Source organism: Streptomyces sp. NPDC048383 (genome assembly GCF_040651775.1).
GTDB lineage: Bacteria > Actinomycetota > Actinomycetes > Streptomycetales > Streptomycetaceae > Streptomyces.
This window is the reverse complement of sequence record NZ_JBEZKS010000063.1, coordinates 1-26,988: the sequence shown is the minus strand read 5'-3', so window position 1 is coordinate 26,988 and position 26,988 is coordinate 1. Positions and strand designations below refer to the sequence as shown.

At 68.0% G+C, this 26,988-nt stretch carries 27 protein-coding genes and 4 pseudogenes; 16 read left to right on the top strand and 15 right to left on the bottom strand.

The window, feature by feature from the left end:
• The first annotated feature begins 172 nt into the window (after positions 1–172).
• A pseudogene (locus tag AB0D46_RS32415) lies at positions 173–1,780 on the top strand (ISL3 family transposase).
• A gap of 93 nt (positions 1,781–1,873) precedes the next feature.
• Positions 1,874–2,197, top strand: a complete 324-nt coding sequence (locus tag AB0D46_RS32410; protein ID WP_362882768.1) for a hypothetical protein — start codon at positions 1,874–1,876, stop codon at positions 2,195–2,197.
• 922 nt (positions 2,198–3,119) lie between these two features.
• Here the strand turns inward: AB0D46_RS32410 and AB0D46_RS32405 are convergent.
• The 4 genes and pseudogenes from AB0D46_RS32405 to AB0D46_RS32390 all read right to left on the bottom strand — a co-directional run.
• Positions 3,120–3,362: a hypothetical protein gene (locus AB0D46_RS32405; RefSeq protein WP_362882767.1), complete on the bottom strand. Its 243-nt coding sequence runs from the start codon at positions 3,360–3,362 to the stop codon at positions 3,120–3,122.
• A 234-nt stretch (positions 3,363–3,596) separates the two neighbouring features.
• On the bottom strand, positions 3,597–3,872 hold the full coding sequence (locus AB0D46_RS32400) for a hypothetical protein (protein ID WP_362882765.1): 276 nt from the start codon (positions 3,870–3,872) through the stop codon (positions 3,597–3,599).
• An 82-nt stretch (positions 3,873–3,954) separates the two neighbouring features.
• A complete protein-coding gene (locus tag AB0D46_RS32395) occupies positions 3,955–4,398 on the bottom strand; it encodes a hypothetical protein (protein WP_362882763.1) in 444 nt (147 codons plus the stop codon).
• 580 nt (positions 4,399–4,978) lie between these two features.
• Positions 4,979–5,309 (bottom strand): annotated as a pseudogene (locus AB0D46_RS32390) (helix-turn-helix transcriptional regulator); the annotation flags it as partial.
• A 167-nt stretch (positions 5,310–5,476) separates the two neighbouring features.
• On the opposite strand from AB0D46_RS32390, the gene AB0D46_RS32385 reads away from it, so the two are divergent.
• Positions 5,477–6,082: a hypothetical protein gene (locus AB0D46_RS32385; RefSeq protein WP_362882762.1), complete on the top strand. Its 606-nt coding sequence runs from the start codon at positions 5,477–5,479 to the stop codon at positions 6,080–6,082.
• A 408-nt stretch (positions 6,083–6,490) separates the two neighbouring features.
• The gene (locus AB0D46_RS32380) at positions 6,491–6,646 is read left to right on the top strand and encodes a hypothetical protein (protein WP_362882760.1); all 156 of its coding nucleotides are present in this window, start codon (positions 6,491–6,493) and stop codon (positions 6,644–6,646) included.
• Positions 6,647–6,677: 31 nt separating this feature from the next.
• On the opposite strand, the gene AB0D46_RS32375 is transcribed toward AB0D46_RS32380, so the two are convergent.
• The 3 genes from AB0D46_RS32375 to AB0D46_RS32365 form a co-directional block, all read right to left on the bottom strand.
• On the bottom strand, positions 6,678–7,412 hold the full coding sequence (locus AB0D46_RS32375) for a sensor domain-containing protein (RefSeq protein ID WP_362882758.1): 735 nt from the start codon (positions 7,410–7,412) through the stop codon (positions 6,678–6,680).
• A gap of 208 nt (positions 7,413–7,620) precedes the next feature.
• On the bottom strand, positions 7,621–7,875 hold the full coding sequence (locus AB0D46_RS32370) for a hypothetical protein (protein WP_362882756.1): 255 nt from the start codon (positions 7,873–7,875) through the stop codon (positions 7,621–7,623).
• Between the two features lie 882 nt (positions 7,876–8,757).
• Entirely contained in the window at positions 8,758–9,654 is an 897-nt protein-coding gene (locus AB0D46_RS32365) for an NAD(P)-binding domain-containing protein (protein ID WP_362882754.1), read from the bottom strand.
• 94 nt (positions 9,655–9,748) lie between these two features.
• Here AB0D46_RS32365 and AB0D46_RS32360 point away from each other — a divergent pair, with 94 nt between their 5' ends.
• The 5 genes and pseudogenes from AB0D46_RS32360 to AB0D46_RS32340 all read left to right on the top strand — a co-directional run bounded on the left by AB0D46_RS32360 (position 9,749) and on the right by AB0D46_RS32340 (position 15,190).
• On the top strand, positions 9,749–10,162 hold the full coding sequence (locus AB0D46_RS32360) for a MerR family transcriptional regulator (protein WP_362882752.1): 414 nt from the start codon (positions 9,749–9,751) through the stop codon (positions 10,160–10,162).
• A gap of 181 nt (positions 10,163–10,343) precedes the next feature.
• On the top strand, positions 10,344–10,730 hold the full coding sequence (locus AB0D46_RS32355; protein WP_362882751.1) for an ankyrin repeat domain-containing protein: 387 nt from the start codon (positions 10,344–10,346) through the stop codon (positions 10,728–10,730).
• Positions 10,731–11,671: 941 nt separating this feature from the next.
• Positions 11,672–12,268 (top strand): annotated as a pseudogene (locus AB0D46_RS32350) (IS21 family transposase); the annotation flags it as partial.
• A gap of 70 nt (positions 12,269–12,338) precedes the next feature.
• Entirely contained in the window at positions 12,339–13,361 is a 1,023-nt protein-coding gene (locus AB0D46_RS32345) for a tyrosine-type recombinase/integrase (RefSeq protein ID WP_362882749.1), read from the top strand.
• A gap of 32 nt (positions 13,362–13,393) precedes the next feature.
• Positions 13,394–15,190, top strand: a complete 1,797-nt coding sequence (locus AB0D46_RS32340) for a tyrosine-type recombinase/integrase (RefSeq protein WP_362882747.1) — start codon at positions 13,394–13,396, stop codon at positions 15,188–15,190.
• 5 nt (positions 15,191–15,195) lie between these two features.
• On the opposite strand, the gene AB0D46_RS32335 is transcribed toward AB0D46_RS32340, so the two are convergent.
• Positions 15,196–15,588 (bottom strand): CPCC family cysteine-rich protein, encoded by a 393-nt coding sequence (locus tag AB0D46_RS32335; RefSeq protein ID WP_362882745.1) that lies wholly within the window; start codon positions 15,586–15,588, stop codon positions 15,196–15,198.
• Between the two features lie 67 nt (positions 15,589–15,655).
• Here AB0D46_RS32335 and AB0D46_RS32330 point away from each other — a divergent pair.
• Both AB0D46_RS32330 and istB read left to right on the top strand, forming a co-directional pair.
• Positions 15,656–16,479, top strand: a pseudogene (locus AB0D46_RS32330) (IS21 family transposase); the annotation flags it as partial.
• Positions 16,476–17,249: an IS21-like element helper ATPase IstB gene (gene istB / locus AB0D46_RS32325; RefSeq protein WP_362882743.1), complete on the top strand. Its 774-nt coding sequence runs from the start codon at positions 16,476–16,478 to the stop codon at positions 17,247–17,249. The pseudogene AB0D46_RS32330 and the gene istB, both read left to right, overlap by 4 nt.
• An 18-nt stretch (positions 17,250–17,267) precedes the next feature.
• On the opposite strand, the gene AB0D46_RS32320 is transcribed toward istB, so the two are convergent.
• The 4 genes from AB0D46_RS32320 to AB0D46_RS32305 all read right to left on the bottom strand — a co-directional run bounded on the left by AB0D46_RS32320 (position 17,268) and on the right by AB0D46_RS32305 (position 20,222).
• Positions 17,268–17,621, bottom strand: coding sequence for a hypothetical protein (locus AB0D46_RS32320; RefSeq protein WP_362882742.1), 354 nt, complete (start codon positions 17,619–17,621; stop codon positions 17,268–17,270).
• A 578-nt stretch (positions 17,622–18,199) separates the two neighbouring features.
• Complete coding sequence (locus tag AB0D46_RS32315) at positions 18,200–18,499, bottom strand: hypothetical protein (RefSeq protein ID WP_362882740.1); 300 nt, start codon at positions 18,497–18,499, stop codon at positions 18,200–18,202.
• Positions 18,500–18,746: 247 nt separating this feature from the next.
• Positions 18,747–19,496, bottom strand: coding sequence for a peptidase inhibitor family I36 protein (locus AB0D46_RS32310; RefSeq protein ID WP_362882739.1), 750 nt, complete (start codon positions 19,494–19,496; stop codon positions 18,747–18,749).
• Between the two features lie 309 nt (positions 19,497–19,805).
• On the bottom strand, positions 19,806–20,222 hold the full coding sequence (locus AB0D46_RS32305) for a hypothetical protein (protein ID WP_362882738.1): 417 nt from the start codon (positions 20,220–20,222) through the stop codon (positions 19,806–19,808).
• 512 nt (positions 20,223–20,734) lie between these two features.
• Between AB0D46_RS32305 and AB0D46_RS32300 the strand changes: the two genes are divergently transcribed.
• Together AB0D46_RS32300 and AB0D46_RS32295 are read left to right on the top strand one after the other, a co-directional pair.
• The gene (locus AB0D46_RS32300) at positions 20,735–21,304 is read left to right on the top strand and encodes a DNA-binding protein (protein ID WP_362882736.1); all 570 of its coding nucleotides are present in this window, start codon (positions 20,735–20,737) and stop codon (positions 21,302–21,304) included.
• A 247-nt stretch (positions 21,305–21,551) separates the two neighbouring features.
• Positions 21,552–21,683 carry a hypothetical protein gene (locus AB0D46_RS32295; RefSeq protein WP_362882734.1) on the top strand — a complete coding sequence of 44 codons (132 nt, stop codon included), beginning with the start codon at positions 21,552–21,554 and terminating at the stop codon, positions 21,681–21,683.
• 469 nt (positions 21,684–22,152) lie between these two features.
• Here the strand turns inward: AB0D46_RS32295 and AB0D46_RS32290 are convergent, their stop codons facing one another.
• Positions 22,153–22,431 (bottom strand): hypothetical protein, encoded by a 279-nt coding sequence (locus AB0D46_RS32290; RefSeq protein WP_362882799.1) that lies wholly within the window; start codon positions 22,429–22,431, stop codon positions 22,153–22,155.
• A 138-nt stretch (positions 22,432–22,569) separates the two neighbouring features.
• A complete protein-coding gene (locus AB0D46_RS32285; RefSeq protein WP_362882732.1) occupies positions 22,570–23,295 on the bottom strand; it encodes a hypothetical protein in 726 nt (241 codons plus the stop codon).
• 592 nt (positions 23,296–23,887) lie between these two features.
• On the opposite strand from AB0D46_RS32285, the gene AB0D46_RS32280 reads away from it, so the two are divergent.
• Positions 23,888–24,667 carry an SDR family oxidoreductase gene (locus tag AB0D46_RS32280; RefSeq protein WP_362882730.1) on the top strand — a complete coding sequence of 260 codons (780 nt, stop codon included), beginning with the start codon at positions 23,888–23,890 and terminating at the stop codon, positions 24,665–24,667.
• Between the two features lie 359 nt (positions 24,668–25,026).
• Here AB0D46_RS32280 and AB0D46_RS32275 read toward each other — a convergent pair whose 3' ends face one another.
• Complete coding sequence (locus tag AB0D46_RS32275) at positions 25,027–25,401, bottom strand: VOC family protein (RefSeq protein WP_362882729.1); 375 nt, start codon at positions 25,399–25,401, stop codon at positions 25,027–25,029.
• 181 nt (positions 25,402–25,582) lie between these two features.
• Here AB0D46_RS32275 and AB0D46_RS32270 point away from each other — a divergent pair, with 181 nt between their 5' ends.
• Complete coding sequence (locus tag AB0D46_RS32270) at positions 25,583–25,921, top strand: hypothetical protein (RefSeq protein WP_362882727.1); 339 nt, start codon at positions 25,583–25,585, stop codon at positions 25,919–25,921.
• Positions 25,922–26,189: 268 nt separating this feature from the next.
• Positions 26,190–26,900, top strand: a complete 711-nt coding sequence (locus AB0D46_RS32265; RefSeq protein ID WP_362882726.1) for a hypothetical protein — start codon at positions 26,190–26,192, stop codon at positions 26,898–26,900.
• Positions 26,901–26,988 lie beyond the last annotated feature (88 nt).

Here is a 26,988-nt window from a genome sequence, read left to right as displayed (position 1 = left end):
CACGACTTCCGGGTTCTGGCACAGATCTTGGGGAGCCATCGCGGAGCGTTACCTCAATGTTCGATTGTGAGGAGACCGGCTCCTGTGAGACGGCGTACGCCTTGTCGTCTGACAGTCGGAAGTGACGCTCCCTCAGGTGCTTGCCGGTCTCTGCTGTGGTCGGTTGTGGACGGTGATCGTGCTGGTCATGCAGACCGATGCACCGTTCTGGGACTCGCTGGTGTTCGACGGGATCGACGATGTGGATGTCGCTGCGGTTACGGCCGCGTTCGGCACGGTCGAGGTGGTGGCGAGAGGCCGCGCGGCCGAGGCTGCATGTCCGGACTGCGGCTGCTTCTCGGACCGGGTCCACGACCGATACCAGCGCAGGCTGAAGGACCTTCCGCTCGCTGAGCAGGGCTTTGTGATCCGGCTGACGGTCCGGCGCTTCATCTGCGGGTCGGCGCACTGCCCGCGTCGGACGTTCGCCGAGCCGTTCTCTCGGCTGGCTGCCCCGTACGCACGGTTCACGACTCGGCTCAACCGCGTTTTGGAGCGAGTGGGGGTCGCGCTGGCCGGGCGGGCCGGAGCTCGGCTGGCTGCCCAGCTGGGATTCGGCGCGGGATGGATGACCTTGTTACGCAGGGTCATGGCACTGCCTGATCCGCAGTTCAGTACTCCGCGTGTGCTGGGCGTGGACGACTTCGCGATCCGTCGCGGCCAGACCTACTCCACCGTCTTGACCAGCGTCGAAGACCATCGCGTGGTCGATGTGCTCCCGACGCGTGAAGCCGGGCCGCCGGCCGCGTGGCTGATCCTCCACCCCGGCGTGGAAATCATCTGCCGGGATCGGGCGGGCGCCTACGCCGAGGGCGCCCGCCGCGGTGCCCCCAACGCTCTGCAGGTCGCCGACCGGTTCCACCTGTGGCAGGGCCTCGGCCGAGCCCTGGAAACCTGCGTCGCCGCCCATCGCGACTGCCTGCGCAATTCTTCACCCAGCGGCATGCCGCCGGAGGCCACCCGAGGGGCTGCCGGTCGACCGCCGGACGACTCGGCACCCGTCGGCCGGCGGGCCGAGCGCAAGAAGGCCGCACACGCCCTGGTCCACGAGCTGCTTGCCCAAGGCCACTCACGCCGGGCGATCGCCCGGCACCTGGGCTGGGGCCTCAACACCGTGCTCCGCTACGCGAACGCCACACGCTGGCAGGACACCATCCGCGACAACCAGCCCCGGCCCAGCAGGCTGGACCCCTACAAGCCCTACCTGGAACGACGGTTTGCCGAGGGATGCACCAGCGTCACCACCTGCACAGTGAACTCGCCGCCGCCAACGCGCCCGTCTCGTACCAGATGGTCCGCGCCCACATCGCCAGCCTCCGCGGGGCTCCGGCCGGCGCGCCGCCTCGGCCGCCGTCGGTCCGGCAGGTGACCGGCTGGCTCACCCGACACCCCACCGTGCTGAGCGAGGACGATTGCACGGGCCTGAAAGATGTCCTGACGCGCTGCCCCGAACTGGGACACAGCCGCCAGGCATGTCCGCGACTTCGGCGAGATACTCAGCAACCGTCTGGGTGCCACGCTTCCTGCCTGGATCGACTCGGTCGACGCCAGTCAGCTACCCGGCCTCACCGGCTTCGCACTCCACCTGCACCGAGACCTCGACGCCGTGACAGCTGGCCTCACCCTGGACTGGAGCTCCGGCAGCATCGAGGGAGCCGTGAACCGCATCAAAAAGATCAAGCGGCAGCTCTACGGCCGAGCCGGATTCGAACTACTCCGCAAAATGATCCTGCTTCAGTAGCGCCCGCCGACGGTGTTGGTCTGTCACGGGCGGGCACGTTCGCGATCAGAGGTCGGCCGTCCAGAACCCCACGGCTACTGCAATATGGCTCAAGTGAGCGTATCAACTGAGCAAGTGCAGACCGCAGGTCGTCTCTGGCAGGAACACCGCCAAGCCCCCTTCCCCGACAGCCTACGGCGTGCCGAGTTCGGGGGGACAGACGTGTGGCTGCTCGACCTGTACACCGCTGGCTGCGTTCTTGCATGGCTGGACAACGACGGCACACTCGATGCGGAGAACGGCCGCATCCTGCAGAGCTGCATCGAGGACCTGGACCGCGTCATCCCTGAGATCAACGACCCTGAAGGTGCTCAGTACTGCCAGCGGTTGCACCAGCTCGCCGTGCTCGTATCCAGGAACCTAGCCAGCACCAAATGATGTAGTCCCCAAATCGAACGACGTCGTCACCGTCCGCGACGGCTCCCCAAGATCTGTGCCAGAACCGAGTTTTGGTAGCACTCCAACTCTTGCCTGGTGTTGCGCAGGAGCATCGTCGCCAGGCGTGATGCCCGGCTGGCCTGAGTGCCAGTTCGGGTGAGTGCGGAGGCGATGGTGTCGGTCGAGTCCGCGGGCAAGTCCAGGTCGCCGAGGGCGGGCAGCAGGAGGAGGAGACGGACGTCGGGGTCGTGGATGCCCGGTGCCGTGAGGTCTGGGGTGCTGGCTATGTGGGTCAGTTCCCGCCAGGACAGGCCGGGTCCCTCCTGGTGGGGGCTGATGGTGGCGAAGTGGCCTGCCGACCGCCCCAGTCGGGGTGGGCCACGAGGTATTCCGTTCCGGCGTCGTCGGGCAAGTTGCGGCTTATCACCAACGCGGTGTGCCCGTCACCGAACGGGATTCGGAACGCGGGCCAGCGCTCTGCGTCCATGAGCGCTTCGCACGCTGCGTCCACGTCTGCCTCGTCCGCGCCGAACCACTCGAACTCTGGCTCGCCGTCCTCGTCGCCTGCCCCGCACAACCAGATCAGGGAGACAGCCCGGCAGGCCAAGCAGCTCCTCACCGGGAATCAGAGGGGCGTCGTCATATCCATCGATCAGCACAGGGCAAGACTGCCAGCCACCACCGACAACGCCGCTCACCCCACATCCTGCCGCTGCACCAGCCTCGCGAGCGCTACCAGTCCACAGCACTATTTCGCATACGGAAGATCGCTACGTGCTGCTGAAATCGAGCAACAAACGGTGCTAGTTCTGACCTACGCAGCCAGACGGCACCCCGCCCGCCACCAACCAGGTGAAGAAGGGCTGGCGCAGCAGTGCGGGCGCCACCCGGTGAGGGTGACGGCCCGCGCGACTACGCCAGGTCAGCGGCTTGTGCCGCCGGGGTCGGCTCCGTCGAGAAGCTCGATGTTGGCGACGTCGGTGAGAACTTCTCGGCCCCCCGCTGTGGGGCGGATGTAGGAGCGGTGGGAGGAGCGGGAAATGCCGGTGTGGGTGGGGAGGTCTTCCCGGACCACCGCCATCAGCCGGCCCTCGACACCGGAGGCGATGTCGCGGACGAGGTGCCCGAGCAGGGGGTGGTCCTCGTGGCCGTCGCCCTTCACCACTTTGCCTCGGCGACCTTGTGGTGCAGGCCGGCGAGACGACCCAGGCCCCCAGTCCGCACACACCGGCAAGGCCGGCGTAAAGGCACTGACAACCCGACCGTGCGATCCCACGGTAGAAACCACTCCCGGCCGGAGGCCACCCGTCGGACCTCGCCGCACGGCCGCACGGCGGGCACATGAGACTGCGTGCCGTGGTCGGCCGATCCGGCCAACCACGCCGCTCGGTACCGAGTGTCAGGTGACGGTCACGCGCAGCACGTAGGGCTCCCCGTCGCTGATCGCGCAGGCCTGCTCCCACAGATCCGCCCCAGAGAAGCCGAGGAGCGCCCGATCCGCGGCGTGGGCCAGGAGGGGCAGAATTTCGGCGGCGGGCCGGCCGCGGTGCGTGCGCGCGAGCTCGGCGAACCTGCTGAAGGGGGCGCCTGAGGAACGATCGCCCGGGTCCGTTGCCTGCGCTACCCGGCCCGCCGGCTGTTCCGACGCCGATGCGGACGTCCACGTCAGAAGCACGGGGGATCGGCGTAGGCCGGGCCGGCTTGGGGCACGGCGACGACCAGGACAGCGACGATGCCCAGCGCGCGGACAGCTCGGGTCAGCAGTCCTTCGTCCGGTCCGCGGTGATCTTCGTGATGAGCCATGTGTCGCCCTCCAACGTCGCTTGGGACGTCACCGGGTACTTCAGACGCTGCTCAGCCGGCTGAACCGCCTTCCCTGAGTTCCTGTCGACGGGCTTCCAGTTGGTCGAGTCGAAGCAGTCGAAGAGCGTGGCGGTCCTGCTCTTGATGTCGACGGAGGTGACCGTGGGGCTCATCTCCGGCCGGCCCGTGAACTTGATGTTCTCCGACGTATTGAGCAGGGCGGAGCCCTTCAGGTCGGCTGCTGCGTCTCCCTTGGCGAACTTCGCCAGCTCCTCGGTGCGCAGCTTCCCGTCGGCGGCCGTCTTGATCTGAATCTCGCGTGTGTTGGTGTAGGCGGTAAGGACCTTGTCCTTCGCGGCCTGGTCGGGGTCGCTGGGCGGCGACTTGGACGTCGACACGGAAGGAGTGGCCGATGCCGCGCTCGGCGCGTTGCCGGAGCTGCAGCCGGCCAGTGCTCCAGCGGCCACGGCGCACGTGAGCACAGTGCCGGCCGTACGCAGGGCGTGGGTTCGGGTCATGGTGGACGGTGCCATCGGTAGATCCCCCTTGAGTGTGTGGATTGTTGAAGGGGGGTGAGGTTCCAGCTACATGAGACCCACGGAGCCTTACCTTCTTGGCGGCGGACTCTCCTGAGCCACCCCCCCCTGGGCCGCGTACTCCACGAAGACGGTGCCAGCCGACCCAACCTTCAGAGACTATCTCCAGACACTGACAGGGTGACGGGGCCGGGCGGCGAGCGGCTCTTGGGGTGCTCGGCGTGCCTGACGGGCCGCGCGGTGCTCAGCCGGGCCGACCCAGGGTCGGCCCTTCGAGCCGGTATTCCCTGCGCTTCACTTCGGCCCAGTTCGAGCTTCGCCCCCCTGCGCGGGTGACCCCGATTCTCCCCCGGACTCGGTGGCCCGCGGGGATCGTCAACCAGAAGCAGCACCGGTACCGGCTGCACCCGGACCGGCTCGCCGCTCGCTGCGCTCAGCGTCGCTCCGGCGCGGACGGTTCAGGGTTCGATTCCGGCGCGGCCGACACGGCCGGCACAGGCGTGGGCGCGGGCGAGGCCGCTCGGCGGGCGCGGTCCGCCTCCGTCCAGGCCGCCTCCAGGGCCCGCCGTTCCTCCTCTTGCGCCCCGCACAGCAGGGCGAGGCGGTCGACCACGGCAAACTCCTCCGGGAGGAGTCGCGCCCGAGCAGTAGCGGTGGAGGGTGGACGCGCTGACGCTCAACCGCCGGCCCAGCGCCTCGTAACTCCTCCCGTTCCGCGCCTTCAACGCGCGCACGAGCTCCGCGAACTCCTCGACGACGGCGTCTTTCGGCATTCCACCCCCCTCGACCCTGCGTCCCATCCTTCACGTCCTTGCACGTCAGCGGGGGTGGAATGATTCCGGGACGGCTGGTGGGCGCGTGATCGTTGCAGTCGGCGGGCGCAGGCCCCACGCTGGTTGAGCACTGACCGAACGAACGACCCGACGGGGGACCCACCACCATGAACAAGCTCCGCACCGCACTCGCCACCGCAGCCGCTGCCGCATTGGGCCTCGCGGCCCTCGCCACAGCCCCGGCGCAGGCCGCTGCCCAGCCCGCCTTCCTCGCCACCTCCCAGATGCCGCCGTCGTCGACGCCGTGGACCGCCACCCAGGTCTTCACCGGCGTCCCCGAGAACGGCGGCGTCCTCTGCGCCCCCTACAAGATCCCGGCGCAGAACACCCGCTACCGCGAGTTCAGCACCGAACTCGACACCAACGGCGTCCAGGTCACCACCGTCGCCCGTACCGAGGCCGACGCCGTGAAGCTGGTCGACACCCTCCGCGGGGCCCTCGCCGGCTGCGGCCCCCTGCTGGAGCAGCAGAACCCGGGCCTGCAGGCCGTCAGCGCCTCCCACGGCAAGCTCGCCGTCGAGGAGGGCGCCTGGGTCTACAGCCTGGACACCGCCGACCCGCAGATCGGTATCTCCGACATCCACCTGTTCTCCATCGGCCGCGACGGCCGCACCGTCACCCTCGTCCGCTGGGGCCAGATGGGCGACCTCGCAGACGCCCCGCTGACCGCCTTCCGCACTACGACGAAGATCGCCGTCAACAAGCTCCACTGACCCGGGGGCTCCCCCGAGGGCTGACCACAGCTTGACAGCGGCGCGGCCGGAACCCGGGCGCGCCGCTGTCGTGCCCACCTGCTCCGCCGACGACGACCACTTTCCGGCCTTGGGTCACGTCCAGCAGCTGCCCGTCCAGCGGACCGCCGAGCAACTGCACATACGCGTGCCCCTCCTGCGGCCCTACCGGGTCACCCGGTTTCCGACCCGTACACAGCCCGCCCCGCCCACGCAGCATCCATGCCCGCAGCCTGCCACCCCACGAGGCGGCCATGGGTGGTGATGCCACATCACCACCCGGCACCGGACTAGCTCACACCACCGGGGGGCGGCGCCGCCTCCACCGCCGAGCGGGTCATCCGCCACGACCGTGTGATCACATCGGCGGGCGTTTCCTCCGGCATCGATATGGCCCTTGGCCTGGCCGCCCTTCTCACTGACGACGTCACCGCGCAGGCTATCCAGCTCTACACCGAGTACGACCCCCGGCCCCCCTTCGACACCGGCTCCCTCATCAAGGCCGCACCCGAGGTCCTGCTGCGCACCCGTACCCTGCGTCGGTAGGTCGACAACGACCAACTGCTGTGCGTCGGCGTCAGCGCGGGGCGCGGAGCCGCTCCACCTGTCGGGTGATGAGACTTGCCGGGAATTCCATGGCCTCCGCCGAGTGCGACGGATTCGGGTAGAACTCGGCGATCACCGATCCGACTCGCACGACCGTCAGCCTTTGGAGGATGCGTACCTCTTTCACGTCGGGGTTGATGTCGCTGACGTCGGTCCAGGATGTCAAGAGGTAGGCGACGGCCTCGTCTCCCTGCGTCGGCGGTGCCGCCGGGCTGAGCGTGGCGCGTGTTCCCGTGCCCGGGCCAGGTGTTCGGTACTCGCGGCAGTCCTGCAAGGACTTCCGAAGCCGACCGAACTGCGCGGCGGCCGCCGCTGGTTCGGAGTGCGCGGTGAGGGTGGTGGTGGCGGTCCAGTCGACGCGGTCCTTGCTGTGGAAGGTTTGCACCATGGTGGTGGTCCACGGCTCGCCGCGGTACGGGTCGAGGGTCGGCAGACAGGCGGGGTCACTGACAGGCTTCGGCTCCGACCGCGGGTCGCGTTCGACCATGCTTTTCTCGCTCGATCCGGCGGGATCGATCTCGTCCTCCGGCAGGGCGGCCCGGAGCAGATCCGCCGCGTCGAGCCGCCCCGCCGACAGCGGCTGCGCAGTCGGTGACGGCACCCCGTCCGAAGCCGGGGTGGAGCCCGCTGAAGACCCCTTCGGCGTCGCGGGCCCGACCGGGTCCGCAACGCCGCAGCCCGCGGCCACTGTCGCCACCAGCAGCACCGCGACGCCACGCCTTGCTCTACCGCCCACTTCAACAGCTCTCGGAAACAGCGCTCGGTCCCTGGTGGACCAAGGATCAAGATCAATGGTTGTACCGTCCGGCTGACGGATCCCTCCCGCCGCCTCCAGGGTTGTGGGCCGCCGCCGGGTCATGGCGCTGCCCCCGCTTCCGGGGAAGATCCCGGAAAGGGTCGGGCGCCGTGCCGGATCAGGCTTCGTACCAGCCGTGGGCTCCGGCCTCCTCGGGCCAGTCGAAGGACTGGTGCAGGGCCACGAGAGCGGTGATCAGCAGCGGGTCGAGATCTCCGGCCCGCACGCGGTAGTCCTCGCTCATGCCTCGGAACGTCAGACGGGTTCGGCCCGAGGCGTCGCGCCAGGAGATGCGCCGTGGTGGGCGGAAGCCGCCGTCCTCCTCGGCCAGGAGGACGGCGATGACACACACCCAGCTCAGCAGCAAACCCATCGGCCACCACACCGCCCACCACACCAGGCGACCTTGACGACCGTGCAGGGGCGCCCCCTGGGCGGGCTCCACCGTCCAGCGTGCCCGGCAGACACGCAAGACCGGCCGGCGGCGGTGGGTGATCCGACCCAGCGGACGGCCATGGTGGTCGTCCACACGATAGACCGCGGGCCCGCCCGTAGTCCGTGACCCATGTCGTTCCGTGCGCAGGTACGCAAGCGGCATGCCATTGTCGGCCAGGAGGCGAAAGGAACGGGTCCCGGGACGCGTGTCGTGCTCGGGCCCGTAGGCATCGCGGTTCAGCCAGCCCATGCCGGTCACGGAGCCGTCACCGTCCGTGCGGACAACGAGCGGGGTGGACCCCCGATATCTCACCTCGTACGTTGCCGAACCGGTGGCCATAACCTCCCCCTTCGTAGTGCTTGACGCAGCCGCCATGCTCTCACCACCTGCAACGCTTGCGACCATCGAGTCTGCGGGAATGACGTCGGCGCTGAAAAGAAGCCTGCTGCTGCGCAAGCGCGCTCAGCGGTACAGCCCGAGACACCACAGCGGGCGGCCATCCGTGTTCCTGCCGCCTCCCGCTTCCGCTTCCCTTTTGCCTGCAGCAGGTTCACCCCGATCCCCGATGGTGTGGATCGGGGGGCGGTCTATGCCGGTTCCGCGGCTTGGGTGCCGCCAACGCCGGGACGCCACTCAAGCCCTCAACAACTGACCCCGGCACCCCGGGCAACAGGTCGAACGATCGCCCAGGCCGCATCGAATCACCGTTCGCCGAGCGCTGCTGTTCGACGGACTGCCCGGCTCCCCACCACACGAACAAGGCCAGGGCCACACCACCTGCCTTGCGCGCACTCGTGGCCGCCCGCACCTGGCCCGCCTCTAAAAAGGTTTGCGGAACTGCTCGATCAGTGCCGTGTAACCGTCGCCACCGCACCCTTCGGCGACGGCCTGCTCCGCGAGTGTCTTGATGAACGTCGGGAGCGCGGTGTCGACGCCGAGGAGTTCGCTTTCCTCGACCAGGTGCGTCATGGCGGCCACATGGGTATCGATCGTGGCATCGACAGCGGGATGAGTACCGTTCTGGATCTGCCGGGCGTACTCGGGAAGCCAGCCGTTCACGGTTCCCGCCACCTGCTGGGCGAACGGGGCGAACGCCGAGGCGTCCACACCGGCGGCACCCAGGAGAGCCGCGCCATGGAGGAAGCCGTTCAGAACGCTCCACATCAGGCCCAGACCGGCAGCGTCGTACAGCGAGGACAAGCCGTGGTCCTCACCGAGATGGGTCACCGCTCCGGCCAGGCTCCCGAGCGCGGACCCGTGCTGGTCGAAGGCCGCGCGGGGCCCGCTGAGAATGATGGCGGCGTCCACCGTGCCGATGGCCGCCGGAGCGGCCATGACCGCGCCGTCCAGGTAAGCGGCGGCCCCCCGCTCCCCCGCCAGAGCGGCGCTCTCGCGAGCTTCCCGCGACGTACCGGACGTGAGATTGACCAACACCCTGCCTTGAAGCACCTCACCGAGAGGAGCGAGTAGGTCGCCGACGGCCGGGTAGTCCGTAACACACAGCACCACGAGAGGCCCGGCGGCGACCGCCTCCTCGATCGAAGGGGCGAGCCGCGCCCCCAGGGAGACGAGGTCCGTGGCCTTTCCCTGCGTCCGGTTCCACACGGTCGTGGGATGACCGGCGCGCACGAAAGCCTCAGCCAGCGCTCGTCCCATCAGGCCCAGGCCGATGACCGTCACAGCGGATCGACCCGTCTCATCGTGATTGTTCGTCATGTTTTCTCTCCATACAAGGCCCGAGTGGGGCGGCGGGAATCGATGGAGGAATCGTCGACGTTCACACCGGTATGAAGGTCAAGGGGGCAGGATTGTGCTGATCGGGGACCTGAGCCGGCGGACCGGAGTGCGCACGCACCAACTGCGTTACTACGAGTCCCAGGGACTGCTGGAACCGCACCGCCGCTCCAGCGGCTACCGCGAGTACGGGGACGACGCTGTTCTGACAGTCGGCCAGATCAGAAAGCTGCTCAACGCCGGACTCTCCACCCAGGAGATCGCATACCTTCTCCCCTGCGTCACCGGTGATGGCCCCGACCTGGAACCCTGCCCCCAGCTCCTGGAGACCCTGCGGACGCGCCTGCGCGGAATGGACGATCACATCGAGACCCTGAGCCAGACCCGTCAGATCCTCAACGGCTACATCAAGGCCACCGAACGCAACGTGACCGAGTACGACCCCAGCAGTGGTACGGGCAAGGGAAACGAGGAGCACCACGTACGGTGACCGCGGGCGACAACCACTGCTTCCACAGCCACGGCGCTCGCCGGAACGAACGGATGCGCTGCTCTGAGGGGGGATCAAGGCTCGATGCAGCGGACCGCTGCCCTCGGACACGGAGTCTCCGGAAGGGCATTTCAGCGCGGACGCGTGACAACGGACAACTCGTACTTCAAAAGGAGCCTGAATGACTGATACCCCTTGGACGCCGGTCCATGGGGCCGTCGAGTCCAATGACTTCACGGCCTTGACGCGTTGTCTTGCGGAAGGAGCTGATGTTGACGAGGTGTGTGGAGGGCTCACCCTTCTTATGCATGCCATCGATGTGGAGGGAGATACAGGACTCAAGTCCGGTATACCCCCGGACTGCAGGCTCACAGCGATCCTGCTGGCTTATGGGGCCGATCCGAACGCAACCACCCCTGCCTACATGGCCCCCATCGACCTTGCTGACTTTTACGGGCACGACATCGCCTACCGACTGCTGGACCGGCTCATCAACCCGCCCCTTCCTGCCGCCGTCAACGGCCCGAGAAGCGGGCTGTGGTCCTGGAGGCGAAGTCGTAAGGACTGAGGGGAGCGAAGCGGGACACCGCAACGGCCCGGAGGACCGAACCCCGGGCTTTCCATAGGGTTTTGGCTGGTGGGTGGGTTGGCGGGTTTGTTGTTTTTCTACTGAAGGCCGGCGTCGATTCCCGCCGAAGGTTTCCCGTCGCGTGTGTGGGCTTGTGGGTGGGCCTGACTGCTCGGCCTCTTGGGTCGGCTCGCGCCTGTGGCTCTGCTGGCCTACCGCGTGGCCCGGATCCGCGACCGGCGGCACCGGTCTCCCAGCCGCGCGCCTGGCTCGCCTGGCTCGCCTGGGGAACGACACCTCCGGGAAGGACAGCCTGTCCTCCACCGCGGCGGGCCGTCTCGTGGGCGCGCCCTTGCACTCCCTGACGAAACCGCCCTCAGTGCCTGCCGCGCCCGCGTCGCGGGTCCGCGTTTCCCGGCGGGGGCCCGTTCCGCTCGACAACCTCGTCCGACGCCGCGGCTCCCGGACAGCCTGCCCCGGCGCCGGGCCCGCGCCAGCACCTCCGGCGTGGCTGGTCGAGCACGGGATCGGCACCGACCGCCCGGCTGTCCGGGTACATACCGGGGACTGCTGGGACACCCCCGTTGACGATTGCGGCCCCGAGGGTGGTGGCGGAGCCGACAGCGGCGCCCAGCAGCGCGGCGAGTCCTGAGTCCGTGGGCCCTAGTCTGCCGTTCTTGCTGTTCGTTCAGTTCGGGTAGTCCGAGGCTGCGCCACCACCCGGCGGGCCAAGACCGGGCCGAGCTGTGCGCTCCCCACGCCGAGCTGGGCGTGAAGACCCCGCCACGGCCCGTCAAGCGCCCGCGAAGACGACCCGGTGTCGGCGTACAAGTGAACGTGCACCACCGCGTACGGATGAATGTGCACCGTTGTTGATGCGGTGCGGGGCTGGGGCCACGAGTCTGCTGTCGTCTGTTCAGGGTCGACGGAGGGCGGCGAGGGTGGTCTTGGATCCGCATCGCTGGTTGGAGCTGAGGCGGTTTCGCGGTCTGTATGAGTCCGGTGCGGTGAGCTTGCGGGAGATCGCGAAGGAGACCGGGCTGAACCGTCGTACGGTCGGCAAGTACTTGTCTGGCGAGACGCCTGTCGCGCCGCCGAGGCGGGCTCCCAACGGTCAGCCGTACCAGCGGGTGGTGGACGAGGTCGCGCCGTTGATCGACGCGATGCTGCGGGCCGAGATCCTGCTCAAGGGGGCGGTGATCCACGAACGGCTGGTGGCGGAGTACGGGTTCACCATCAACTACCAGCGCGTCAAGATCTACTTGCAGGAGGCCCGCCCCCGCATCGCGGAGGAACTGGGCATCAGCCCGGGTGAGCTGGCGGGGCTGCACCGCCGGTTTGAGGTGGTGCCAGGGGCCCAGGCTCAGGTCGACTGGGGTGACGAGGGCAAGATCCTCGCTCACGTGGGCATCCCGAAGGTCTACTCGTTCCACATGACGTTGTCCTACTCGCGTGATCCGTTCTGCTGCTTCACCACCAGCCAGGACCTGGCCACCTTCTTCGACTGCCACCGCCAGGGGTTCGCGCACTTCGGCGGTTATGTGGGTGACAACTCTTCCGCGATCTCGTGTTCCCAGTCAGGATGGTCACTCCCGTCGAGGAGCACGGATGGCCTGGCAGCCAGAATTGGTACGACGCGTCGACACCGCAGGGAACCTGGCGGCATCACTGGGGCACGCCCTGGTCGACGACTACCTGGAGTTCGTGGCGGCACGTTGCCGGCCGAACACTCTGCTGGCCACCGCCTATGACCTGAAGGTCTTCTTCACGGTGGTCTCCAAGGAGCCGACCGAGGTCGTCACTGCGGACATCTTCGCGTTCATCACAGCGCAGAAGAAGCCACGACGAGGGACGAAGGTCGTCCGACTTGAGGACGGTGAAGCGGGGCTTTCAGCGCGGACAATCAAGCGTCGGCTGGCCAGCGTCTCCGGGCTATTCGGCTACCTGATGACCCGCGATGACCTCTCCATCGAACGCAACCCGGTGCCGACCGGGCTGGCCAACCGCCGCCGGAGCGGCAATCGAGGGTCGCCGCTGTTGCGCACGCCGCGTACCCTCCCGCGCGTCCTCGGGCCGCGCGAGGTCGAAGAGGTGCTTGGTGCGCTGAACACCAGGCGGGACCGGGCCATGGTTCTCGCGATGCTGCTGGGCGGACTGCGCCGCTGTGAGGTGCTCGGCCTGCGGCTGAGCGACCTGTCGCCGGGCGAGCGTCGCGTCTTCATCAGCGAGGGCAAAGGCGGGCACCAGCGGCTGATACCGATATCCGCACAGTTCTTCGCCTCGGTCGGCGACTACCTTGAGCAGGAGCGTCCTGCAGTCGACCACGACCGGCTGTTCGTCGTACTTCGCGGACCGACCCGCGGTCGGCCGCTCTCCTCCGATGGTCTGGACGAGATCCTCGACGGGGTCCGGAAGCGGACCGGACTGCCAAGGCTGACCTGCCACCAGCTCCGCCATACGTGCCTGACCCGGCTGCGGGAGGCGGGCATGGCCCTGGAAGCGGTACAGGCCCAGGCCGGACACCGCTCCATCGAATCCACCCGGCTCTACATCCACCTCGCGAACAGCTGGCTCGCCGAGCAGTACCTCGAGGCAAGCGCCGCCATCGATGCCGACACGGCGGACGTCTGATGCGCCGGGCCCGAGCCGCAGCATTGCCGATCGTGCGTCCGGACCTGGTCGAGTTCTACCTCGCTCACCGGGCTGCACAGGGCATGAACACCGACCACAAGGTCCGCTGGGGTGCTCGCGCCCTGCTTGTCGCAGTGCCCGATCTGGAGGAGTTCTGCCGCCTTCCGCTCGAGCGTCAACTCGCCTTCAACCATGAGACGCACCGATTCATCAGCTGGCTCTCAGTCACCGGACGTCTGCAGCCCGGGGCGGACTACCTGGTCGCGCGGCGCCCACGGCTGGGCATCGTGCTGGCCAGGACGGAGCCGGAACTACACCTGCGGTTCATGGAGACAGCCCGGACACTCGGCTTCCGCGACTATCTGGCCATGTCCCAGTTCAATCTGCTGGGCCACTTCGTGGCTCTCTTCGGCAAGCAACCGCACGAGCTGCAGCAGAGTGACTGGGACCAGGGCCGTGATCTGCTGCTGGAGGCGGCCCGTCGCATTCCCAATCGCGGGGTCAAGGCCCTGTCGACCTCTCTGTTCAACCTCGAGGCGACGCTCTTCCACTGCGAGCTGTCCAACGAGCTCCCGCGCCGACGTCACCCGGATCGAGCCGGCATCCGTGCCGCCGAGTGGTCACGCGTTGCACCCACAATGGCGTCCACGATGCAGAACTACCTCGAACAGATCGCGGGAACGCTGCGGCCGGGCACGGTGAAGAACGCCGAGCTGACGCTGCGGGAGTTCGCCCTGCTGGTGGCCGCCGAGGACACGACCGTGACATGTGTTGCCGAGCTCAAGCGGCAGCACGTCGAACGCTACCGGCAGTGGCTGCTGGAGCGGCCTGCCGCCCGCGGTGGGCCGCTCCACCGGCACACCGTCCGCGACCGGCTGAGCAAGCTCCGAGGATTCTTCCGCCGCCTGGACGAGTGGGACGCCGTCGACCGGCCGCCCCGCCAGCTGGTGTTCGACAGCGACTTCCCGATCGCGGACGAGCCACTACCGCGCTTCCTCGACGACGCCGCAGCTGCCAAGCTGCTGGCCGCCGCCCGACGTGATCCCGATCCGTTCGTCCGGCTGGCCATAGAGATCCTGGCCCGAACCGGAATGCGCCGCGGCGAGATGCTCGGACTCACCATCGACGCAGTCGTCCAGATCGGGTCCGCCTATTGGCTCCGCATTCCGGTCGGCAAGATGCACACCGACCGCTACGTCCCCCTGCACCCGCAGCTGAAGACGCTGCTGGACGACTGGCTATCACACCGGCCCGAGGGCCTTCGTTCGAACCTACTGTTCACCGATCACGGTCGTGCGGTCAACGCCTCCCGCATCGAAGCCGCCGTCCGCAGGGCCGCCGAGCGAGCCGGCCTCGGCCGGGTCACGCCACACCAGCTGCGGCATACTCTGGCCACCCAGGCGATCAACCGGGGTATGTCCCTGGAGGCCATCGCCGCGCTTCTTGGACATCGTTCGTTGTCCATGACACGCGTTTATGCTCGGATCGCCGACCGGACCGTGGCGGACGAGTACTTCGCCGTCTCGGAGAAGGTGGAGGCGCTCTACGACGCCCCGCGCTGCCTGCCGGCCGATGCCGAGGGCTCGGAAATGGCCAAGCTCCGCCGGGAAATGCACCGTCGCATGCTCGGGAACGGGTACTGCGCTCGCCCGGTCGAGATGGACTGCCACTTCGAGTCGATCTGCGAGTCCTGCACGTTCTTCGTCACCACGATCGAGTTCCGTCCAACGCTCGAACGCCAGCGGGACGACGCGGCAGCGAAGGGGCAGGTTGCCCGCGAGCAGATCTTCGACGGGCTCCTTCACCGACTCGACGAACAGGCCGGGTGACGACGTCACTGAGCGGGACGCCAGAATCCGGTGCGCCTATATCGCCACCAGTAAAGGACAGTGCGGTCGTCAGGCCAGGCGGCTAGCTGCACGGCCTTGGGCTCGAAGCGATCGCGGTCTGTATCGATGGGGCGCCAGCTCGAGTCCAGCGGCTCGTCGTCCTCGGGATACCTGACGTGTTCCATGGACCGTTCGTCGCATGCTCCGTAGTCCTGGAAGTTCTGCTGGGCCTCGATCAGGGAAGGCCTGTTGGCGCCACCTGAGTAGTCCGGCCAGCGCAGCTGGATGGCGTCGTCCTCCCAGAAACAGACCGGGCAGATCTGATACGAGCCGGGCCCGTCGTTCATCGTCAGGTGGCCGCAGCACACGCAGGGATACTTCAGGATCACGTCCGACATCCTGCCGGATGCCTACGTGAAGCTCCAGCGGGTATCCCGTGCTTGACATCGAGACCCGCATATTAGAGGGGTGCCGATGTCGATCGTCTACGACCGCACGAAAACGGTGGTCCGCTGGCACGTCGCACCGGGTGAGGCGGTGCCTCTGCATCCCGAGGCCGTCGCGTTCGCGGGCATTACGACTTCGATCCCGACGTGCTGGCCGCCTACCGGCCCACGGGGAAAGGCCGGGTCGAGAGGCAGGTACTGATCGTCCGCGACCACGTTCTGGCCGGACGCGCCTTCTCCTCCATCGAGGAAATGAACGCCGCGTTCACCGCCTGGGTTCCAATGCGGCGGGCGAAGGTTCACGGCACCCACGGCGAGGTCATCGGCCTGCGGGCGGTCCGCGACCACGTGGCCCTGCGACCGCTGCCGCAGACGCTTTATGTGGTCACACAGCGACACCTTCGCTATGTCGGCAAGGACTGCCTGGTCGCCTTCGATGCGAATCTCTACTCGGTGCCGGCCCGCAGGGTTCGTCCGCGTCAGCTGGTCGAGGTCAGGGCCACGAAGTCCCAGATCATGCTGCATGCCACCGTCCCCGGTCACAGCGGCGAGACGCTGCTGGCCACACATCCGCGGGCCCCCGGGCGGGGCGCCCGGGTCGTGGATGAGAAGCACTGGGACGGCCTGCCCACGGGATCCGGCCGCCGCGTCACAGCCGGCGACGGGAGCCTGCCGCTGCCCCGCCGGCAGAACACAGGCCCCGATTCCGGGCCGCTGGCGGCCTTGCTGAACCGGGCCGCGGTCACCCGGGTCGAGGTCGGCCGCCGGCCTTTGTCGGTCTATGACGAGCTGACCGGCACCCGCCCCTTCACCACCAAGCCGAGCACGAGGGAAACGTCTTGAGTGAGCTGGTCTCCACCCGCATCCGCAACACGGCCGGCAAGCTGGGACTGCCCCACCTGGCCGAGGCCCTGACTCAGTACGCTCAGCGGGCTGACGAGGCCAAGATGGGCTACCTCGACTTCATCGACCTGGTCCTCTCCGAAGAACTCGCGGTCCGTGACGACCGCCGCTTCCGCACCGGCCTGCGGATCTCGAAGCTGCCGCACCACAAGACGCTGGACGACTACGACTTCTCGTTCCAGCCCGAGCTCGACCCGCGCAAGGTCAAGGACCTGGCGACTCTCTCCTTCGTCGAGGCCAAGGCCAACGCGGCTCTGCTCGGGCCGCCGGGAGTGGGCAAGACACACATCGCCGTCGCTCTCGCGGTCGCGGCATGCAGGGCCGGATACTCGATCTACTTCACCAGCCTCGACGACATGGTCCGCAACCTCAAGACCGCCGAGGCTGCCAGGCGCCTGACCAGCAAGCTCGGCAGCTACCTCCGACCTGCTGTCCTCGTCGTCGACGAAGTGGGCTACCAACCCCTCGAACGTGCCGAGGCCAACCTGGTCTTCCAGGTGATCTCAAAGCGCTACGAAAAGGGCTCGATCATCCTGACCTCGAACAAGACCTTCAGTGAATGGGGACAGGTGTTCGGCGACGAAGTCCTCGCCACCGCCATCCTCGACCGACTCCTCCACCACTGCGACGTGATCTCCATCAACGGACCCAGCTACCGACTCAAGAACCGGATCGCAGCCATCGAACGCGACCGGGACGACGCAGCCTGACCAAGCTCCCGGGAGTCTTCACAGGTCAGTCCAGACATGCCCCTCGGAGTAGTCGTGCCAGCCCCGAAAGAACCAGTTGGCAAGATCCCCGATTCGCTCGATGCAGTCCTCGAAGTAGGCATCGGGCGCCGGCTTTGGAAAGTTCGGATGTGACGTCCACGACGGAACCCAGGTCGCGACCTCATAGAACCCCTCAGCGACCCATCGATCGAGTTTCTCGTCAGACTGGGACCGCTCGCATGCGGCCCGCATCGCCCGCTCCAGGCAGGTGAAGGCAGTCCGGTCCCAGTCCAGATCTCCACGCAGCCGCAGCAGGAAGCTCCCTTCCTCTGCGTCGAACTCCCGCCTCAGAACCTTGGTGATCTCGTCCATGGCCGAGATCATGACAGGCCCCCGAGAGACCCCCGACACTGCCTTCGGTCAGCCAATCCCAACCATCACGCCGACCGTCAAGCGGTGCACGTTTGTCTGTACTTGGCGGAGCACTCAGAGGAGTACGCCGACACCCCCACGGCTTCAGCCATCACCCGCACATGCAGCGACGACACCGACCCAGGCCCCTGGTCCACCGCCAACAACCGACGCACCACCACACCCCGCGCCAGCCGCAACTCCTCACCCATACCCGCCAGCACACCCGGCGACCACGACAACGAACACCGGAATGGGCAAACCCATGACAGCCACCCATTGCCGTGCTAGCCACCACATGACAGCAACTTGGTCACCCAGTGGCAGCCAACATCACCAGCCCGAGACAACCGACACCAAGAAAACCCCCAGCTACACAAGGCCCTCAACACGACGAGCTCCCGCACCCCCGCTGACGCCCAACCGCTGCCACCACCCCACCCACTCACAAAGGGCCTCCGGCAGGGTCGGACAGAGAAGAACTGAGGCAGCCCGGTGCACTGCCCCAGAGCGTCAAACCAAACCCGCAGGCAAATAGGTCAACCGGCCGAGGGCGTGGGAAGCGGAACTCCTGCGGTGCCGACCCGGTGGCCATCGCTATCGAACACACCGATCCGCACCGCCGTGGCCGGACGGTTGGGCCAAGCCTCGTAAACAGCGAAAAGGTTGCCGGTCTGCTCCGGCGGCTTGCCATCAGAATGGGGCAGATCGGTGTGCAAGTAGACATGCTGCCTGTCACCCGACTCCACGACCTGTACCGCCTTGACCCGGGCCGAGGCCGCCTGCTGCCCGCTGTCGGCGTTGGCACTTGCCCATTGCTTCAGCTGTTCGGCACGCACAGCGTCCTCGGGCGCATAGGGGCCGTGTGGGGCGGGAGCAGGCAGGCTTGCGGGAATACCGGCAGTGTCAACCGGCTCGCTGGTAACGGAGCACCCGCTGAGCAGCACGGCACAGAGGGCGGCAACGACAGTGGCGCGGTGGCGGTGTTGTACAGGCATGAGCGTGCCTTCCAGTACGAGAGACGAAACTGCGCCCCTGCAAGATATGGCAGCAGGGGCGCAGCAAAAGTTGGCATGGCGCCGGAGATCACATAACTAGCTCGTCAGCCTTGTCGCCCCAGTTCCCGCCGGTGGGGTAACCGTGGTTGTGGAGGTTGTCGAGGCAGCCGCCGAGGGCGGTGATGATCTGCGGATCGGGCATCCCCGTGCGCCAGTCGTACAGGGCCATCCCGCCCATCTCGTCGTTGTTGCACGTGGACGAAGCCTTGTCCCGGATTCCCCAGTCACCGAGCTTCTTGGAACCGTCATCGGACCACTGGTACTTGCGACCGTAGTAGTTCGCGTCCATCCACAGGCACGTCCACCCCCAGTTGCACGTGGGCGTACCGTTGCCGTCGACGAGAATCGAAGCCTCGCCCGCGCTGGGGGACAGAGCACCGCCTGCGCTGGGGGAAACCGCACCGCCAGCGCGCGGGGCGAGCGCACCGCGGCCCTTCGGAGCGGTAGGCAGAGCGTCCTTGGTGCCAGCCTTGTGCCGCCCGTTGTACGCCGCAAGGTCAGCGGCCGACTCCTTCTCGGAGTCGAAACACTTCACCGACTTGTCCGGGTACTCGGAACACACCGCAACAGCGCCCAAGTCATCCTTGGCCAGGTTGATCTTGCGACCCTTGTACTCGGCGATGACCCCGCCGGTGCGCGCGCCTCCTGCAGCCTTCGCCCGCTCATCCTGCTCACGCTGCTGCTCGGCCTGCACACCTGCCGGATCCGGCGACGCCGCGCTCGTGGCCTGTGTCGTGGCTGCGAGGATCGCTGCGGCTATCGCCACCGAAACACCCATACGGCGGATTCTCAAAAGGACTCCCGTGATAGTTCCATGTCGCTCAGTCACACAAACTACGGGGTCCGGGGCACGCGCCGGCGGGCAGCGAAACGAAGTGTGCACGCTTTGGCTTGTTCTCGGTTCCGACACTCGAACAATGTCTCGAATCAATTCGCTCACCTGGAACGTTCCACCCGGCAACAGAAGTGCGCCCGGCCCCGAACCGGCGCATCCGCACGGGCACATCCAGGGGCAAACAGAACCGTACGCCCACCCCCACGGCCCGTGGGTGAAGAGAACTTCACCCACGGGCCGCCGGCTGGGCTGTCAGCCCTTCGGGCAGTGCTGGCAGGTCACGTCACGGCCCGTGCGCAGCATGATCTTGAGGGCGGAGGCCGTGTGGTCGGTCATGCAGGCCGGTGCCCGACCGCCGGTGACGTCGGCGGGGCGGGAGGCGTGGACCGTGCCGGCCGCCGTCAGCAGCCGGGCGGAGCCGTGGCCGACGTTGAGCCATGCGGCCACCACGCGGGCCGCTGCCGCTTCCTTGGTGTGGTGGAAGCCCTTCGGGCCGAACGCGACCGACCAGGCCGCGTAGCGGCCACGGGAGGCGATGACGCCCGCTTCATCCGACACGATCCCGACGGCCCGGCCCGCGAGGACGACGCGGTAGTCGGTGGGGACCGCCCCGGCCCGGCTGATGCGGGTCAGGGTGGTCAGGGCCTCGGGGGTGGTGATGACGGTCATGAGCCGTACCTCTCTCAGGTGGTGATGGGTGATGCCGGCGAGCGGGTACTGGCCGCCCCTTCCGACACGGACAACAATGCATCAATAGCCAACAGACATCCAGCGGATCGGGCTGATTCGCCAACCTTCAACCCTTTTGGGTTACTTGACCGTCTTTTAGGTGGAATCTGTGGTCTATCGATGTAACACTGACCACGTCGGAACGGGCGGCGCGTACCCGTCACCCCGGACCGGGCCGCCGGCCCGCCACCACGGAGACCATGCGCGAGGACCAGGACGTCACCGAGCACCAGGAGCAGCACGACGGAACCGGGCGCCGCCGAACCCGGAAGGGCATCCGCGGTGACACCACGCGGGTAAGCCGCGGCCTCCCGAACATGACGATGGGGCCGGCGGCCCACACCCCGAAAGGTGTGGTCAGTACCCACCGACCCCTACCCGTCACCACCACAAGGGCAGGACTGCGTACAGCAGTCTAGAGCCCCCACCCCTGCGGACAGGAGCACCATCCCGTGATCCCCCACGGCCGCCCGGCCATGACCGAGGACGACATCGCCACCGCCCGAGGGCTGCACATCCAGACATGGCGCCGCCGCGAAGCCGCCGCCTTCCGCGCCCACGTCCCCGTCATCAACCCCGGCGACCGCCTACGGCTCTACGACCGCGACCAGGCCCACGCCCACCTCAACGGCACGCCCCTGCCCGCCCTACCCCCGCCCGGAGACCACCCCGACGACCTGCTGACCGATCGCGAGGCCGGCGACGTCCTCGACGTCAGCCCCCACACCATCCGTGCCTACGCCTCGACCGGCCACCTCTCCCCCGGCATCGAGCAGTACGGCCGCCGCTGGTGGCCCCGCCACGAAATCAACGCCCGCCGCACCGCCGGCGACCAACGCCGGGCCCCCCGCAAGAGGGCCGTACGTGAACTCGCCGACGAACTCGCCGGCCCCGACTCCTTCCAACCCACCGCCGCCCAACTCGCCAAACGCGACCAGATCAGCACCCGCACCGCACGCCGCCGCCTCACCGCCGCACGACAGCAGCTCACCACCACCGAAAACCAGCAGCACACCAACTGACGCACCAACACCGGTCGAACCCGGCCGAGCCCGGGCGACAGCCGACAACCCGGAACAAACGGAATGCATCGTTCCGAAGTGGTATTCAGTGAATCGCGTGCAACGCGATATTAAAAGAGCTAAGTTCGGGCATGGAGTTTCTTTTCACCGAGAGGCGCACGCGCCTTTCCGTGAGGTGACCTGCGACGTCCAGGACACCCCACGGGAGGACGCACAACCTGTGCGTCCCACAAAGGAAAGGAACACCATGAGCAAGCACCCCACCGGGGACCGCCGACGCCTGCGCCGCGCACTGCGCATCGCACGCATCCTCACACCCGGCGTCAAGCTGCTCGCCGCCTGCGCGACCCTCGCGGCCGCACTGGTGAAACTGGGCTGACACCGCCCCGGACCTCTTAGCCAGGCCCGGGACGGCGGTCCACAGGAGGCCTGCCCCGCACCCAGCGTGGCAGGCCTCACGCATGCACAGAGACGACCTCAATACATACTGAAATGCCAATACGCAACGGCACCGCGCAAGGCCGCCTGACACATTAAAGCGTATCGGCCAACATCTGAAACTGTAAACCATGTCCACGTCGATCTACCGCGGAAATGACTCCGGACAGTAGCACCAAATGGCTGCGAATCAATGACGACAACGACCGTCACATGATGACGGGAAAATGTCGTCATCCATCCTGGAAAGCGGGCCGCAGGAACACGGAACGAGGCGGCCCGGTGGTACTGCCCCCGCAAGCGCGGGCACCGGGCCTCACTCGCGCACGCCATGTCGGCACGGGCTACCCCGACCCTAGCCCCACCACCGACTACGCTCGCATCGCCCCACAACCACCCGGTACTTCCCGCTACGGCGAGTCGCCCCGCCACACGAACCGGTCCACGGCGTCGCCGGCCCCGGCCGGCTCCGCCGGCTCGTAGTCCGACCGGCCACCCGGACCGAACGCGCCACGATCGGACATCAGCAGCGCACCGCCCGCCACGTCCTGCGGCGTCCACCGGGTCACGTCGAGCAGCAGGCCATCAAGCGGACCGCCGAGCAGCTGCACGTACGCGTGCCCCTCCTGCGGCCCTACCGGATCACCCGGCTCCGCCCCGTACACCCGCCGGCCCGCCCAACCCTGAATCGTCCGTCCATCCTGACGGCCACCCCACCTTGCTGTGGCTCAACAGCCAATCCACCACCCCCGCCCGGTCGAAGCGTGGGGCGGACGACGTCCCGGAGGCCGCGGTGGGGAAGTCGGCGTGCCGGCGGCGCCAGGCGGTCACCGTGCCCCGGCCACCCCCGCCACGCGGGCGATCAGCGGCAACGTCATCCCCGCATCGTCGGCCGACTCCCACCGGGCCAGCGGTGAGCGACGCCCCGACCCCAGAGCACGCAGTGCCGGCCAATCGACCTCCGGCCACCGCAGCGACACGAGAGCGACGTCACGGCCGGCGTAGAGCGGCACATCGACCACACCGCCCTGCGCCCGCCCGAAATCCACCTCCCTCGTCCCGACCGCGCGCAGCATGCGCAGCCGGACAAGGTGGTCCACCTCCGTCCGACGTACGCCCAGTCGGCGTCCGGCCTGGTCCGGGCCGAGGCGACAGTGCCGGTCGAGCAGGGCGGGCAGGTCCCGGCGGCGGGTGAGCGCCTCGACCTGGTCCCGGTGGACGGTCGGGGTCCGGCGGTCGCCGCCCAGCCACACCAGCAGCCCCGCCGACGCCAGGTCACCGACCATCGCGGCCGTGACCGCCGGACGCCCGACCGGAAGCGGGTCACCGAGCGCCGCCGTCAGCCGCTCCGCCGCCGCGAACGCCGAACACCCCAGCAGCGCCGCGCGTACGCCCTCAGCATCGACGTCCGCGACCAGCCGCGCCGACCAGCAGCCATCCGGGCCGTCCGCCGGCGGGACCGCGCCCGTGGCCACCGCCCACCGCCACGCCGCCACCGGCTCCCCCACCCGATCCGCCGCCCGCCACTCCTCCAAGAACACCGATCCATCCATGAAACGCACTCCAAACGCACATCAGCGCCCCGACCGTCGGGGTAACGCCCGAAAGAACGTTTGTCGGCGGGTGCGGAGAGCAGCCGGCGGCTCGGTGGCGTCGACATATCAGCGGGTTCCGAAACCACCCACGCGGAGTGTCGAGCCTGGGGATCTGGAATCAGTGGGGCGGCGTCCCGGTGGACTGTCTGTCGTACCCCGATCCTGGAGTACGGCGTATGACCCGTCGCACCTCCGCCCGCCCGGTACGGCCTTGGGGATCACCGAACAGCCGTTGGTGCTGAGATTGATCACGGCGCCCAGCATGTCTTCCCGCCACAGGGCTGACTGAGCGTGCCCTGTCGGTCAAGGCCCGGCTCCGGCAGGGTGGGAGCGTCCGCGAAGTGGTCAACGGGAGGGGGCACGGCATGACGTACGTGCCACGGCATTCCATTCTTCTCTGAGCGGGTCGGTCGAAGGCGAGTGCTGAATCCTTGGGCTGGCACGGCACCGGCCTGGGTGGGCGCGGGAAGATCAGCACTGCACTTCATTGAGGCCGCTCAGGCTGAATCGTTCCCGGATCGACCGGGGCATCACGAGGGGAGAGGTGATCATGGGGGAACTGGACGGCAGGACCGCACTGGTGACGGGCGGCTCGCGCGGGATCGGGCGCGCGGTCGCCCTGCGGCTCGCCGCCGAGGGAGCGCTCGTCGGGGTCCACTACGGCGGCAATGATGCGGCCGCCGCGGAGACCGTGGCGCGGATCGCCGAAGTCGGTGGCCGGGCGTTCGCGGTGCGGGCCCGGTTCGGCGAGAGCGGTGCGGTGGACCGGCTGTTCAAGGAGCTCATCGCCGGGTTGGCGGACCACGGCGCGGAGGGCCTGGACATCCTGGTCAACAACGCGGGCATCCACTCGGTCAGTTCGATCGGGCAGCTCACCGAGGAGGAGTTCGAGCGGCTGCTGGCGGTCAACGTGAGCACGCCGGTCTTCGTGGTTCAGCGGGCGCTGCCGCTGCTGCGGGACGGCGGACGGATCGTCAACATGGGGTCGGCGGCCACCCGGATCGCGGAACCCGGCCAGATCGGTTACACCGTCACCAAGGCCGCACTGGCAGCTCTCGGCCCGTCGCTCGCCAACGAGCTGGGCCGGCGTGGGATCACCGTGAACACGGTCGAACCCGGGGTGGTGCTGACCGACATGATCGCCCCCTACGCTGCGGTTCCCGAGGCGGTGGCCGCGCTTGAGTCGATCACCGCGCTCGGGCGGATCGGCGAGCCGGAGGACGTCGCCGACGTGGTGGGCTTCCTGGTGGGCCCGCAGGGGCGCTGGGTGACCGGCCAGACCATCGATGTCTCCGGCGGTACCTACCTCGGACCGATCGCGGCCGGGTGATCACCCGGGGCACGCTCAGGAATCGTTTCGAGGAACTGCTTGCCAAGACTGGGCTGCGCTACTCACGCCACCTGGCTGAGGCTCCCGGAACAAAGCTGGGGTCCCCGGGCTGGACCTAGGAACCCTGCTGGCCCGATCGCGATACCTGCGGTAGCCGAATGGATCACTTGCTGACGGGCCGAATGCGAGGCTCCAGGCGTGGTGGCTGCCTCGGGAGGGGACGGCGCCGCCCTCGCCCTCCGCCTGTCGTACGGGCCCGAGCCCGGACCGCCCGCGTGTCCGATAGGGCGCTCCGGGCAGGTGCGGCACCGGACGCGCTCCCGCGCGGCTTCGTCACCGCGGGCGTCCCGCCCCTCCGGTCAAGCGCCGGGGAGGAAAAGGCAGAACAGGTGACCGTGCGGATCCCGCATGACCCGTACACCTTCTTGAGGCTGATGTCCCTCCAGCCTCGCGCCCAGACCCAGGGCACGCTCGGTTTCCGCATCCAAGTCGTCCACCTGGATGTCCAGGTGCGCCTGCATCTGCTGCGTACCGGGGCCCTGTGGCCATACCGGGGGCGTGTGGTCGCTCTCCAGCTGAAAGCTGAGGCTTGGGCGTTCTGATTCCGGCGCGCGCAGGCGGACCCACTTCGGCTCACGCTCCACCTCTTCCCAGCCCAGCAGAGCCCGATAGAAGTCAGCCAGGGCAGGCGGATCGTACGTACCCAACACGAAAGCACCGAGCATCGTCGTCATCCCGCACCCCTGCCCAGGACACCACCGCCTACACGGGATACCGGGGCATCACCCGGGACACCACCTCCTCCACGGGATACCGGTACATCACCTGAACGCGGGGAATACACGCCCTTGCACCGCGGCTCACCACGGAGACCGTAGACCGGACCAGAGCGCGTGCAGCCGCTGAGGGACAACGATGAGCGATCCCGACCCCGACGACGTCACCTCGGGCCTGGCCCGGCTTGAAGGCCACCTGATGCACCAAGCCGCACTACGCCGCGCACAGGAGGAAGGCGAGGCCTTCGCCCGCGAGCTGTCCTGGCTGGGCCCAGACGAACAACACGAAGTCGCCACCCGCTTCGCCCACCACCACATGCGGATGAACCGCGAAATGCTCACCACCCTGCACGCACACGGGCGGGCGCTGAAGGCTCCCTACAGATCTCGCTGCCGCCAACTACAACTCTGCCTCGTCGCCCTGTGCTGCTGCGCCTCCATCATCCTCGTCCTCCTCGGCACGCCCTCCACACGCTGACACCCGTCGGCGGGAACGGCTCCAGGGCAGCGAGTAGGAACGACAGACGGAACGGCCCGGCGGACGTTGCCGGCGAAATCGCTGCGCGGACCCGTCGTGGCGACCGCTACGTCGTGTGAACGTTCACGTTATTCGGCTCTGTCGCTGATCTTGTGATCGGAGACAGGGCCCGTAACTCCCAGAGCTGGCCGACGTTCGGAGCGTCCGTCCCGCGGGAAGCGGAAAACCGTTCGACAGGCCTGGCCGGGATGGAGCATGATCCGCGCTCGTGACGACGCCGAAGCAGCTCCTGATCCAGGCCGCCGCCCGCAACAACGCCGAGTGGTGCGCGGCGATGAGCCGATCGCACGACCTGGCGAGTGAGTTCAGGGCACAGGCCTGGGCCGCCCCGGCCCGAACGCCGTTGTATTACCCCGACGCGGTGACGCTGGTGCCGGGTGCCGACTCGGCCGTGCTGGCGGCCCGGATCGACACCACCGCGCCCGGCGCCTCCGTCAAGGACAGCTTCGCTGACCTCGACCTGACGGAGGCCGGCTTTCGGGTGCTGTTCGATGCACGGTGGATCTACCGCCCGGCGAGTGCGCCCGTCACTGCATCGGACCTTGCCTGGGACGTGGCGGGCGACTCGGACACGCTGCGCGCCTGGGCGCTTGCCTGGGACGACGGGGACGGCAATGCGGACATCTTCCGGCCCGAACTGCTAGACGATCCGGCCACCTTCGTGCTCGCCGGACGGTCCCCTGGCGGCCAGGTGATTGCCGGAGCGGTGGCGAGCCGCAGCGACCGTGTGGTCGGAATCTCCAATGTCTTCGCTCTGGACGGCGGCCCTGATGCGGCCTGGCCGGTCGTACTTGACGCGGTGCACTGGCTGTTCCCCACCCTGCCGGTGGTCGGCTACGAGCACAGCGACGCCCTGGCGGTCGCCGTCCGCCACGGCTTCGAGCCGGTCGGTCCGCTGCGGATCTGGCTGCACGGCTAGGTTCTGTTTCTTGGATCTCCTGATGTGATCATGCGTCTCGGTCCAGGCTGGTCAGCATGGTTGGCCGGGGAGATTTGACGAATGCGGA